Consider the following 13,062-nt stretch of genomic DNA (forward strand, 5'->3'; position numbering starts at 1 on the left):
AATTGTCGAAACTTCTCACTCTGCAAATTGAATCGACAGGGCCGCCCGATACGTATCAGTCTTGTCTTCCGTCTGGAGCGTATAGCGTCCGGGATAAAGTAATTCCAGGCGTTTGCGCAGGTTGGTCAGGCCAATTCCACCTTTCTGATCTCTCACTTTTGTTGTCGGTTTGTTGTTTTCAACCGTCATTTCAACTCGGGTTGGATTCAGGGTCAGCGTGCTACGTAGCCACGAATGTTCGGCCTGTTTACCTACTCCGTGTTTGAACGCATTTTCAATAAGTGGCAGCAATAGTAACGGGGCTATGGCCTGCCCATTTGGTTGCCCGTTGATTTGCAACGCAATGTCGGAATGGTCGCCACAGCGTATTTTTTCCAGTTCGATGTAGTTCTGTAAGTACCCGATTTCCTTTTCGAGCGGCACCTTTTCGTCATCGCTGTCGTAGAGCATATATTCCATCATTTCCGACAGTTTCAGGACCATATCCGGGGCCAGATCCGATTTTTTGAGTGTCAGAGCGTACAGGTTATTCAGTATGTTGAACAGAAAATGCGGATTCACCTGTGAGCGCAGGAAATTCACTTCGGCCTGCAACTGTTCCACCGCGATTTTTTGCAGCATCCGTTGTTGTTCGTACCAGTCGATGCTCAATTTCAGTGGCACCATCAATCCCAGATACCACAACGTACTGAAGAAATTATACGATAGCGTTTCAATCCAGTTCTGGCTCCGAAAGGGGTTAATGACGAAACCATAAATGATGTAATCGTAAAAAGCCTGGACGAGCAGATAGCCCAGAATTGAGAGCAGCACCAGCCCAAAATAACGCCAGTAGCGCCCCGTCAGCAGGTAACGCGGCAAAAAGTAATGCAGGTTGAGGTACGCAATGGCAATGAGCAACACGATGCGCACAATCACACAGGCCGCAAAATAAGGTAGCCCAGCTTTATAGATCAGGTATCGTTTCTCGTACAGAAAGAAACCGGTAATCAGCACCCAGTAGGCCGTGTGAACGAGCGCGTACTTTACGGTCGTCGTCCGGTTCGAAAGCGGGATTTTTACAGTTCGGTCTAGGAAGTCCATAGTATCTTTTCGTACGTAGTAGCCTGGACGTCCAGGCTACAAATGCACTGTAAATGAACGTAAAAGAAAAACGTACTAAAAATTATATCGACCAACGGCACAAAAAGTAGAGGAACGAAAAAAGCCGCTGTCACTCGTCTATTTTTCTGACCGTTGGTCTACTATTTTTTGCGATGAAATTTCACCTTCGTTGCTTTGCTTACACTATTTACTGATGGACATACATCTCAAAACCAGTTCGCTATGAAAACCCAACGATTTATACTGATTCTCGCTACGTTGTTTGTTACGTTGCCGGGATTTGGGCAGGACAAAAAAGTAGGTGGTCCCTGCGAAGGCTGCGAAGCGATTCACGAAAGTTCGGTTCCGTTCGCTAACCTGCAAGCCGTTGTTAAACTACCAGATGCTACATGGGAAGGGAAAAAGCCGCTGGGTATCAACGGCGTTGTCTATAAGGCAGATGGTAAAACACCTGCGCCCGACGTTGTTATTTACATCTATCATACCGACGAAACCGGCCATTATACGGCGAAAACGGGCGCTCAGGGTTGGGAGAAGCGACACGGCTCCATTCGGGGATGGATGAAAACGAATGAAAAGGGTGAGTATAAATTCGTTACGTTACGTCCCGCTCCTTATCCCGGCCATTCCGATCCGGCACATATTCACGTCACAATAAAAGAACCGGGTTTGAATGAATATTACATCGACGAATACCTGTTCGACGATGACCCGCGTCTCACGGCTGACCAGCGACAGAAGCTGGAAAATCGGGCTGGCAGTGGGATTTTAAAACTCAAGGACGTCGGTACTATGTACAAAGCTGAACGTAATATCTACCTCGGCAAAAATATCCCGAACTACCCGACGAACCAGTAATTGATCAGCCTGTAGAGACAGGGCATGCCCTGTCTCATGACCGGAAGGTTTTGCGATTGCTGACGCACATAAGACAGGGTATGCCCTGTCTCTACGGATACGTATTGCCTAAAATATCTCCTCACTCATGAGACGCTACGGTCTTCTCCTGCTTTTGATAATTCTCAGAATTTCAGCCGCCAAAGCGCAGTATGCTGATAGCCTGCGGGTTGTGCAGGGTGTCGTAACGGATTCACTGACGGGCAAATCCGTTCCTTTTGCAACGGTTTCGGCGTTTGCGCAAGGCAAATTGATCAATGGTACGTTGACCGATAGTTTGGGGCGATTCCGGATCGAAAATCTGCCGAATGATACGTATCACGCTACGTTTAGCGCTGTGGGTTATCGAACCGTTCAAACACCCATTTGGGTACTAAATTCTGAACACGCGACGGTTGACCTGGGTACTGTTACGTTACGCCAGGATGCGCAAAATCTGAAAGCGGTGACGGTTAGGGGGCAGAAACCGTTGATCGAAAATCGAGTCGACGGCATTACGTTCAATGTCGAAAGCCTGCCGTCGATTGCCGGGAGCAGCGCGTCGGATATATTGCGCAAAGTGCCGTTGCTGTCGGTCGATGCCAATGGCGGTCTGTCCATGCGTGGGAGTTCGCATATCCGGTTGTTTATCGACGGAAAACCGTCTGAGATTTATGGTTCGTCGGTAGCTGACGTACTGAAAACCATTCCGGGTGAAAGTATTATTAAAGTTGACGTAATTACCCATCCGTCGGCGCGTTATGATGCCGAAGGAACCGACGGCGTAGTAAACGTTATTACGCGCAAGCTGCGAAATAATGCTACCAACGGTAACATCAGCGGAGTGCTGGGCAATCGGAGTGACGTAGTGATGGCCGATATGCAGAGTAAGCGCAACAAATGGCTGGTAAAGATGGACGGTTACTACCAGACGTACTGGAATCAGAATGGTTCTGTGCTGACTCGCGAAACGAATCAACTTCGAGTTGTTCAGCAGAACGAAACGCGCAATACCGGTACGTTCGCCGTGGGTGGAATTAACGTATTGTACAGTCTCGATTCTACAAAAACGCTCAACGCTGGGTATCGAATTCGCTACATGCCCAACCAGACAAGCCTGGTTTCAGACAATTTTCAGTCGGAAAAGGGAATGCTTTTACCAACATTTCAGCGCCAGATTTATACGCCTTCCGATGTCAGTGGGAATATTTTTACATCGGGATATACCGGTACGTCGAAAGATAAACGAAAAGAATTTTCGATACTGGGTACCTATTTCGTTGCGAATAACGACAACCGCTACGTCCTCTCTCAAACTGACAACGACGTATTACCGTATGGAGAAAATTTCGACAGCCATACGCTGAACCGCGAACTGATTCTTCAAACCGATTATAGTCAGACGTTTACCAACAAATTGAAGTGGGAAACCGGCGGAAAATTTTATGGGAAATACATCGACAGCGACAGCCGATTCGGGATTTATGACAGTCAGAACGTAACGTATCGGAATGATCCGTTACGTTCGAATGTGTTTACGTATCGAAGTGGCGTGTATGCAGCTTACACAAATCTGAATTTCCAGGTAAAGAATTGGCAGTTCATGACCGGACTTCGGTATGAAGTGACGGCGCTAAGTGCTACGTTCAAAGAGGTACCGCTACGTATCCCGCCGTTTCAGAATCTGATGCCTAACGTATTGATTAGCAAAAGTCTGGATAAGAAATCCACGCTAAAACTGGGGTATTCGACAAAACTGGTACGTCCCTACTTTCAATTCCTGAATCCAACGGTCAACAACAGTGATTCGCTCAATGTTCAGTCAGGGAATCCATATCTGCAACCCGAACTTACCCGGCGGTATCAAATCAGTTATTCCCGAAATGATCCGATGTTATTTTCAGACGTAGCGCTGTTTTTCAACAATAATCAGAACAGCATCGAATCGATACGTACTGCCCGGGCCGACGGCGTTTTTTATACGACGTGGCAAAACGTCGGGCGTAACCAACGGCTGGGAATGTCAGTGAATCTGAACTGGAAACCCACTCCGAAAATTTCGCTGGGCACTACGTTGACTGTTCAGTACGTAAAGCTGGAGAGTCCGGTGATGCTGCTACGTAACACCGGACTGATGCGTCAGTTGGTTCTGAATTACAGCCACAAACTGCCCAGAAACTTCAGCATTGATTTTTACGGCTTCTTCGATGGCAACAACCTGATGTTGCAGGGTTATCGTTCTGGCTGGAAATATTATAGCCTGACATTCAGCAAGAAATCGGCGAACGAGCGGTTCAACGTAAGTCTTCGGATGGATACGCCACTCACTACGTATACGTTCATCGACGAAGAAATCCGAACCGAATCATTCCGGCAATTAACTTCGAATCGTTACCAGAATCAGAATATCCGGCTTACGTTTTCGTACAAACTCGGCAAAAAGGAAATCAAAGGCCCACGCGTGCGGCAGGCCGAAAACCCTGATTAATACGTAGTTGTTTTGTTACACAAAGCGTCGCTTTTGGGCCTAAAAACGGTCTTTAAAGCGACGTTTTTTCATTATGCGACATCCGTACTAATCTGTGCGACGAAATCACTAACACGTTCCTGACGTTTCAAGAGACCTTTGTCCCATTCCTTTTAACGCCTAGACAAAGGCTTTTCTAACAATCAATTTTCATGAAAAAATTAGTTCTATTCATCAGCGTTGTAGCTGCTACGTTGCCCCACACACTTCAGGCACAAACTAAACCAACCAACCGAAAACCAGTTAGTTCAGTCTCGCCTACTAACTCCACGCAGCCAGTACCTACCCGTACTACAACGGCTGCGACCCCTGCAAAACCTGCTACGTATTCGGCACCTGCGACCCCGTTACGTACAAGCACTACGTATCAAACAACCGCCCAACGACCAATCGCGTCAACCAGCACAAACGAAAGCCGTTTTCGATTGGGTTTTCGGTTAGGCGTTAACTCGACGAGTATCAGCGGTTTCGATTTTTCGTCGGTTGGTACGGGGCTTCAGGCCGAACGCGTAACGGGTTTTCATGCCGGTATCATTTTTAACATGGGTGGCCCTAATTTCTCCGTGCAGCCCGAAATTCTGTTCAGTCAATACGGTATCCGGATGACGGCAAAGCCTGATTATCTGCAAGTAAAGTACAACATAGTGGAAGTTCCTGTGATGCTGAAAGCCACTTTTGGACAGTCGGATCTACGGGTTTTTGTGAACGCCGGGCCGGTTGTTACGTACACCCTGGGCGGAACGGTTTCATTTGTGAATGGTAGCCAATCGGGTTCGCAGGAAATCGATATGACGGGTTCGGGTCGATTGTCGTATGGCGCAGCGGCTGGTACGGGCATTGCGTTGAAAGCTGGTCCTGGCTCGTTTATCGTGGAAGGACGCTTCACATACCTATTCTCGACCAATGAGAATAAAGACAAACTTAATCCCCAGAGTCTCATGGGTTCCGTCGGGTATCTGATTCCGTTGGGAGGCCGGTGATTCGTTTGTTTCCGCTATCTGCTACGTTATGTTTCCCTGGAGAACCTTTTTTCAATATCCCTGGGCGGTGTTTTTGCTTATCGTGTCCGCTTTTCTGCTGGTAACCTCAAAATGGCTCTGGACGCATTTGCATTAAGTATTACGTAGGGTAGGCTTCGACCGGCTACGTAGTAACAACTGGGTTAGTCGCTGGCGCAACTCCGACAGCTAGAGCCTGTTGAGGCCTACTAATGCGACATGTGTGCTACGTTATGCGACGAAATCGCTAACCCCTAGCTGACCGTTTTTCGAACATTTGTATATGAATCTAACCGCCCCAACGCGGGCAATGCAATTCTCATTTTCATGAAAAAACTAATCACCTTATTCATCTGTATCATGACCGCAACAATCACCCAAACCCCCGACGCACAAGCTCAGTCTACGGATGAGCAACCATTTCAGGACATCCTTTCGACCATGCAAAAAGGCTGGAACGCCAAAAGTGGTCAGACGTTTGCCTCCGTTTTCGACAGCAAACACGACTACGTGGTTGTCAATGGAATTTATCTGTCAGGTATTACGCCTGAAGCCAATGCACACGGCCACCAGCAGCTTTTCAATACGGTATACCGAACGAACGTTTTAATCCTCAAACTTGACAAAATACGGTTCGTCCGGCCCGATTTAGTGCTGATGCACGTACTGGGTGCTACGTATGAACAGGGGAAGACCGTTCCGGTTGATCCTGCGGTGGTTATCAGTATGTTAGTCGAAAAGAAAAACGATATTTGGAAAGTAGTTTCATTTCATAACTGCAATATTGAAGTGTCGAATGAGCCAGATGCCCCGAACAAAAGTCCGATTCCGTTCCAGGCTATGTACGCTACGTGGTATAAGCATTGAGGAATTCTGGGTATGAACGGGCTGAAAATTCTCATGCTTCTCGTCGGTCTGCTGCCCTCCTTAACCTACGCTCAGGTTAAGGAGGGAGCCGTTTATGTTGTCGATACCAATCGTCAGGTGCACGATCTGGCAGCCAACACGACGCTGTTTATCGACTCATTGGGTACAAAAACGGTAGATCAACTGGCTGATAGTCAATTCGACAGACTGTTTCAACGATTTGCAGGACCTCAAAAAACGTTTTCTAAAAAAATCAATTACTGGCTCCGTATTCCCATCAAAGCATCGGCTCCAGTGCAGGGCTGGTGGCTGCTGATCAAAACATCACCGAACATCTACGGGTACTATGCCCAGTGGGAATATATGGATGTTTATTCCGTTGATTCCATTGGGAAGATCTCACTAGTAGGCGTTGGGGGAGTGTTACGTCCACGGTCCCAAAAAACCGCCAAAGTGGGCGCTGGTCTGTCGGCAGTGCAGTTATCACTACCAGCGGCTAAAACGCAAACGCTTCTAATTCGATTACGAAACGATTTTTCCAATGGGCTTTCGCCACTCCCCGAACTCCGCAATCCGGTTGTTGGCATCCCCGCAAACCCGTATGTACAGCTCGGCTACGGCCTCAGTGCCATAGCGGCCATCATGAGTTTGCTTTCGTTCTTCTTCCTGATTTTTATCCGCGAGAAATCGTATTTGTTTTTTGGAATTTATCTGTTTCTGCTGTCCTTTCATTACCTGATTATCGATCCCAGTCTATCATTTATTAACACGTTCATTCCTGAACATCCACAACTTGTTTTTTACTTTTTTCATCTGTTTACCACCAGTGACGTTTTCTTTTTTCTCCTGTTTGGTCGATACTTTATCAATCTGCCCCAACTGTCGACCCGTGTCGATTTATTTCTGAAATGGCTTATTTGGATATGGGGTGTGGTATCAGTGGCCGAGTTAGTTCTGATGATGGTATACAGGGAAGGCGTGCTATTTCCAATCGGCTTTTCGGTTTTATTGATTTTGATACTAGGCTTATTAATTCGGATAGCCTTCTTCAATAGCATATTGGCCCGATTCTACGTGGCTGGTGCTTTGTGGCTGCTCGTGTTTTCGGTAATGGGGTATTGGTGGGAAAACGGATATATCAATCCGGGCTTTAATCCGTGGCCCGTGGCGCAGGTTGGCCAGATGATTATCTATTTGATTGGCCTGGCTTATAAAATCCGGCTGAATGAACGGGCCCGCGCCGAAGCCGAACGTATTAAAGAAATCGACGCCATCAAATCGCGCTTTTTCGCTAATATCTCGCACGAGTTCCGAACTCCGCTGACGCTCATTCAGGGGCCGTTAAAAAAACTGGAAGTAACCACAAAATCGGGCGCTACGTTCCCGACGGACGTAGTAACCCGGCAATTGAAAACCATGCGACGTAATACCGACCGTCTGCTGGAACTGGTCAATCAGTTGCTCGATTTGTCAAAACTCGATAGCGGAGCCATGCAGCTTCGGATGGTTCGGGGCGATGTGATTCAACTGATAAAAGTCATTGCGGGATCGTTCGATTCGATGGCCGAACGTAAACGTATACACTACTACGTTACTTACCCCGAAACAACCATGTTAGGCTACCTGGACCGGGATAAACTGGAGAAGATTGTCACGAATTTGCTGAGTAACGCCTTCAAATACACACCCGAAGGCGGTACGGTAGCGGTACGTGCCGAGATTGATGAAAAGCGGTTTCGACTATCGATTGAAGATTCGGGACCGGGTATTGCCCAGAAAGAACTGGAGCAGATTTTCGACCGATTCTACCGCGTCGAAGCCGTTGAAAGTGTTGGGAGTGGCATTGGTCTGGCGCTGGTAAAAGAATTGATGGATTTATACCGGGGGCAGATCAGCGTCAGCAGCGAACCGGGCCGGGGCAGTCGTTTTAAAATTAGTCTGGCTATAGACGCAGCCTCTTTTCGTCCCGATGAAATCATGGCCGACGTAGCGCTGAACGCAAATCGGGACGTAGCATCTATCGACCTGTACGATGAAGAGGAAAGTACCGGGGTTGCTCCAACAATTCCGTCAACACCAAATCTTCCAGTGGCGCTGATTGTTGAAGATAATACCGATTTACGTCAGTTTATTGCCGAAAGTATTGCCGGACACTACGTAGTACTCGAAGAAAAGTCAGGCACAGAAGGCTGGGAATCAGCGCTTTCATCCATTCCCGACATCATCATCAGCGACGTAATGATGCCAGTCCTGGCCGGGCCAGAAATGAATGGGTTTCAGTTGACCGAAAAACTCAAGAAAGACGAACGTACCAGCCACATTCCGGTTATTCTGCTAACGGCCAAAGCGGGCCACCAACACAAGCTCGAAGGGCTGAAAACCGGCGCCGATGATTACCTCACCAAACCGTTCGACGCATCGGAACTGCTGATACGTATGGAGAACCTGATTGCTCAGCGACGACTGCTACGTAAGAAATTCGCTGGACAGATAGTATTGAAACCCAGTGACATAACCGCCGAAAGTACGGATGATCGTTTCCTGCAGAAAGTAATGTGCACGATTGAAAAACACCTGGCCAACGAAGATTTCAACGTAGAGAAACTGGCCGACAGCGTAGCGATGAGCCGCAGTCAGCTCCACCGTAAATTACAGGCGCTGGTCGATAAATCGCCCAGTGATTTACTACGTCAAACACGACTATTTCGGGCGAAAGAACTGCTCCAGAAAAAAGCGGGTGTCCCCTCCGAAGTGGCGCATCAGGTAGGTTTCAGTAGTCACACCTACTTTTCCAGAGCCTTCCGCGATGAGTTCGGCATGAGTCCCAGCGAAGTTTGACTACGTAAGGTGAATTATGGATATTTTAAAGAATATATGGTTGATCAATAAGGTATTATAGAAATTTTTGTCATCCTGACGAAGGATGGATCTTGAAGTTTCCTTATTCGAGGGCAAAGAAACCTTAAGATCCATCCTTCGTCAGGATGACAAAAAGTAACTACCTATTATTTACATTACGTAGTGATCGGCTGGCAAAAACGTAACGTATTACCATCGGAATCCGTTACGTAGAACTCGCGTGTTCCCCAACTCTGATCGATTGGTCCCTGATGAACTGGCGAATTTTCTTTACTCGACGTATCGAGTCCGCGCGCAACGTAGTACTGAAATAACGCATCGACATCCAGCACGCGAATGTTCGCTACGCTGCCAAATAACGTATCGCTTTCCAGCACAGTCAGTTGTAGTTCGGCCACTCCGTTGACTAAATCGATCACCCAATCGTTGGCCGTCGCTTGTGGGTATTTGACCGAAAAGTCAAGAATGCGTGTGTAGAACGTAACGGCTTCGGGCATATCCCGGCATTTGAACAACGGTATCAGTTTCATTGACTTTAATCAAACCAGAACGATTTCCAATGGGGCTGTTGCAGTTTATACGTTCTGAAATAACCTCTCTGCATAGTTAGGTCGGCGGATGATAATATGAGTAAATCCTGGTTATGGCTTGTCATTTCCTGAGCATCGAGCGGGTTGTACATAACGATTTCTTTTACAGTCAATTCGCTCGAAAACTGTTCGAAATACAAATTATAAGCCTGGCCATATGGTTCATAATAGTACCGTTTTACGCTACGTATGCCAGGCTTATAATCCTCCCAGACAGAAATCAGCGAGGTCGGATAATGCCCTGTTCTGATGCGGAACCCTTCGATATCGTCAATGAGTTTTTTACTTTGGCTGATGATGTAATTTCTACTGAAATCGGTGGCTGGTTTCAGTAAACTAAAGCGGACTAAAAACAGTATAACGGGTATAAAGACCAGATAAAGTGGTACGTAACGGAACGTAGTGTTACCATCCAGCTGCTGAATTCGGGCGATTGCTTTTCGTGCAGAATACCCGAACGCAACGAACAGGATAATACCCAGCGAAAGGCTGCCACTGATAAAAGCACCGGTAGCCGCTCCCAGCGTAACAAAACACGAAATAACCAGCGCAATGAACGCATAGGTTTTGATTTCGTGCGGTTGCTTTCGGCGATTAATACGTTGGGAAATCCCCCAAAACAGCCCAACCGGAATGAATAGCAAGCCGACTATTGAGGCTAGCTGAGTCATGACGGAAAGGCTCACGGAAAAACCGTCGTATTCACCAGGAAAGCAAGGCAAAAAGATGAATAACGCAGCTAATAGAATGATACCAGCAATTCGAACCAGATGCTTATTCATTGGGCGAACCGTCTTTCAACTCAATAATTGACGTAATTCTACATCCTGTTCATTCAGAAACCTAATCGGTAATGTGCCTTCTTTGTTAGGTGTATTTTTATCGGCACCGGCCGCCAGCAACAATCGAACACATTCGATTTGATTATGCCGGTTTTCGGGACCACCAAACTTAAAACCATGAACGGCCCAAAGCAGCGGTGTGCTGTCAAACTCAATACAACGTCTGTTGATTTCAGCGCCCGCTTCAATCAGTCGCTGCACGAGTTTATCCCGCCCCGTCCACGCTGCCCAGTGCAAAGGTATTCCGCCGTAACAGCCCGGATGATTGATCGCAGCACCTTTTTCGATGTACAAAATGCCTACTTTCTCCGCATGTAGGCTGGCTGCTGCAACCAGTGGCGTGTCTCTATTGTCAACCTGCTCATCCCCATTGACGTTAGCACCATATTTCAGGAAGATTTTGGCCATCTCTACGGCTTCCTCATCCGAATACGTACCGCTCATCACGCCATCGCAGATTCGGTGCAGTGGGTGCGCGTTTGCGGTATTTTGGTCATCATAAGGAATCCCTTCGTTGGCGAGTTCCGGGTTTTGCTCGAGCGCTTGCTGGATAGCGCCCAACTCCTTGTTAGCGATAAGATTACGTAACGTCATGATTAGTTGTTGTTTACTGTCAAGCAGCGAGCTTGCCATTAGTAGAAGCAATACTACGTCCTATAAAACGTAACCTTTTTACGTTGTAAATTTTTATATCAGCCAGTCTGTAGACGCCATCCGGCAAAGCTCAAATCCGTATGTAAATCGCCGGATTTTTGAGAAGCTGGATTTCAGCGATACGTTCCTTTGATACCAACTACATCCAGACTGTTTTGCGAAACGTATTCGCTACGTGCCGATCTTCAACGGGATAAATCTGTTCGTCAATGATCAAATTGAGATTCGCCATTTGACTGATTTTCTGCGCTATCCTGGCCATCGTAGCTCATTCATTTGGTTCGCAATCAAGACGATGGCCGAAACTAAGAAGATTGCCATCGGGATCTTTGACGTACATTTCCCGAATATTCCAGGATTGGCTCTGTGGCGGTGCTATGATAATTGCGCCTTTAGACACAATGGTTTTATAATAGGCATCAACATCATCGACAATCAGGCAAACCCATGATCTGGAATGCCCGTCTGAACTGAAGAAAATTTCAACTCCATCTTTCTCCACGCCACCAAAAGTAGGTGGAGACTCCCACTCCCATTTTTCGTCAAAGCCCAGAATGTGGGTGTAGTAAGAAAGGCTGCGGCTTATATCTGATACGTAGAGAACAGGCGTCGTTTTTTCCAGTTTCATAGCTTATGCCGTTTAGTACGCCCAATACTAAACGGCTAAGTACATAACCTTTTTACGTTCTGGGAAAAAGGTACGTAGCACGCACGGTAAACAATCCCTACTACGTACTAAGTACCCAAGTACTACTAGTTTAGCGTATTTTGTGTCAGATTTTTTTGTCATGCTGACGCAGGAAACAGCTTAATGCTGGAAACAGTAAGATGCTTCCTGCGTCAGCATGACAAAAAATATTCTAATATATTTTCACCGACCTACTTAACCCCACTACGTCAGATTCACGTATCTGATTTTACTGTTACGTTAAATCAGAAACCCTTACAGTTCCGAAAATTTAGAATCGGAACTGTAAGGGTTTCACTGGTCGAGAAATGCCACCTTTAGATATATACACCAAACTCTTCACCTATCGTTTTGAGCGCCGTAATACGTTCTGGTGAAGGTGGCCCTTGCGGTGCTGGCGGCAACATCATCATATAGGCTGGTTTTGCCAGGCTTGGGTGAATGAAAAATTGCTCGAAACCAGCGGGTGCAATTGTTAGTACTACTTTTGCCGTAGCTGTCAACACGTTGAAACCATGTGGAATGTTTTTGGGCATCAGTACGTAGTCGCCGGGTTTAGCCGTAAACTCATGATTGCCGATATTGAACTGGATGGAACCATCGAGCACGTAATACGTCTCGTCTTCGCGAGTATGGGTATGGGTCGGTGGTTCGATACCGGGCTGAAGCGTCATTTCGAGCTGGGCATAGCGACCGTCGGTCTGCTCACCATCGACTAATACGTTTACCAGAGCGCAGCCGTACCAAAAAGTGTTTTGTAATGTGTTGGCCTGCCTGGTGACGGGCGACATAATTTGTTGTTCAGTCATGCGTATTTGTTGGTTAAAAGAGAAGCGCGCCAACAGCGTTTTCCTAAGTCTGTTGCGACGTAACAAAAGTAGGCCGCTACCGGTCGGGCGAGGAACGTGTATGTCGATGAAACGGAAAAAGCTGCCCCTGAACTGACGCGAGAATAAATTATAAAAGCCAGGCCAACGTATTGCTGCCACCGATGGTTGATGTAGAGCCTGATCGAACTTTTGGAATTAATCCCAAAATGAGTGTTTCTGTCATGCTG

Annotated in this window: 12 protein-coding genes; 5 read left to right on the forward strand and 7 right to left on the reverse strand. The window is 47.0% G+C overall.

Features of this window, described 5'->3' with window-relative positions; translation table 11 throughout:
* Nucleotides 1–15: 15 nt before the first annotated feature.
* Nucleotides 16–1,083, reverse strand: coding sequence for a sensor histidine kinase (locus IC229_RS11040; RefSeq protein ID WP_190887023.1), 1,068 nt, complete (start codon nucleotides 1,081–1,083; stop codon nucleotides 16–18).
* A 243-nt stretch (nucleotides 1,084–1,326) separates the two neighbouring features.
* On the opposite strand from IC229_RS11040, the gene IC229_RS11045 reads away from it, so the two are divergent.
* The 5 genes from IC229_RS11045 to IC229_RS11065 all read left to right on the forward strand — a co-directional run bounded on the left by IC229_RS11045 (nucleotide 1,327) and on the right by IC229_RS11065 (nucleotide 9,210).
* The gene (locus IC229_RS11045; protein ID WP_190887024.1) at nucleotides 1,327–1,962 is read left to right on the forward strand and encodes a dioxygenase family protein; all 636 of its coding nucleotides are present in this window, start codon (nucleotides 1,327–1,329) and stop codon (nucleotides 1,960–1,962) included.
* Between the two features lie 127 nt (nucleotides 1,963–2,089).
* A complete protein-coding gene (locus IC229_RS11050) occupies nucleotides 2,090–4,468 on the forward strand; it encodes a TonB-dependent receptor domain-containing protein (RefSeq protein ID WP_190887025.1) in 2,379 nt (792 codons plus the stop codon).
* A 191-nt stretch (nucleotides 4,469–4,659) separates the two neighbouring features.
* A complete protein-coding gene (locus tag IC229_RS11055) occupies nucleotides 4,660–5,487 on the forward strand; it encodes a porin family protein (RefSeq protein ID WP_190887026.1) in 828 nt (275 codons plus the stop codon).
* 345 nt (nucleotides 5,488–5,832) lie between these two features.
* Nucleotides 5,833–6,372: an SgcJ/EcaC family oxidoreductase gene (locus IC229_RS11060; RefSeq protein WP_190887027.1), complete on the forward strand. Its 540-nt coding sequence runs from the start codon at nucleotides 5,833–5,835 to the stop codon at nucleotides 6,370–6,372.
* A 12-nt stretch (nucleotides 6,373–6,384) separates the two neighbouring features.
* Nucleotides 6,385–9,210 (forward strand): ATP-binding protein, encoded by a 2,826-nt coding sequence (locus IC229_RS11065; protein ID WP_190887028.1) that lies wholly within the window; start codon nucleotides 6,385–6,387, stop codon nucleotides 9,208–9,210.
* A 176-nt stretch (nucleotides 9,211–9,386) separates the two neighbouring features.
* Here IC229_RS11065 and IC229_RS11070 read toward each other — a convergent pair whose 3' ends face one another.
* From IC229_RS11070 to IC229_RS11090, 6 genes are all read right to left on the reverse strand, one after another.
* Nucleotides 9,387–9,761, reverse strand: a complete 375-nt coding sequence (locus IC229_RS11070) for a bleomycin resistance protein (RefSeq protein ID WP_190887029.1) — start codon at nucleotides 9,759–9,761, stop codon at nucleotides 9,387–9,389.
* A gap of 5 nt (nucleotides 9,762–9,766) precedes the next feature.
* Nucleotides 9,767–10,492 (reverse strand): hypothetical protein, encoded by a 726-nt coding sequence (locus IC229_RS11075; RefSeq protein ID WP_190887030.1) that lies wholly within the window; start codon nucleotides 10,490–10,492, stop codon nucleotides 9,767–9,769.
* 126 nt (nucleotides 10,493–10,618) lie between these two features.
* Nucleotides 10,619–11,257, reverse strand: a complete 639-nt coding sequence (locus IC229_RS11080; protein ID WP_190887031.1) for an ankyrin repeat domain-containing protein — start codon at nucleotides 11,255–11,257, stop codon at nucleotides 10,619–10,621.
* A 199-nt stretch (nucleotides 11,258–11,456) separates the two neighbouring features.
* Nucleotides 11,457–11,579: a hypothetical protein gene (locus IC229_RS35710; RefSeq protein ID WP_262893387.1), complete on the reverse strand. Its 123-nt coding sequence runs from the start codon at nucleotides 11,577–11,579 to the stop codon at nucleotides 11,457–11,459.
* Between the two features lie 6 nt (nucleotides 11,580–11,585).
* A complete protein-coding gene (locus IC229_RS11085) occupies nucleotides 11,586–11,945 on the reverse strand; it encodes a glyoxalase superfamily protein (RefSeq protein WP_190887032.1) in 360 nt (119 codons plus the stop codon).
* Between the two features lie 377 nt (nucleotides 11,946–12,322).
* Nucleotides 12,323–12,814 carry a cupin domain-containing protein gene (locus IC229_RS11090; RefSeq protein WP_190887033.1) on the reverse strand — a complete coding sequence of 164 codons (492 nt, stop codon included), beginning with the start codon at nucleotides 12,812–12,814 and terminating at the stop codon, nucleotides 12,323–12,325.
* Nucleotides 12,815–13,062: the final 248 nt, after the last annotated feature.

The sequence above is a fragment of the Spirosoma profusum genome, from assembly GCF_014699005.1.
Classification (GTDB): Bacteria; Bacteroidota; Bacteroidia; order Cytophagales; family Spirosomataceae; genus Spirosoma; species Spirosoma profusum.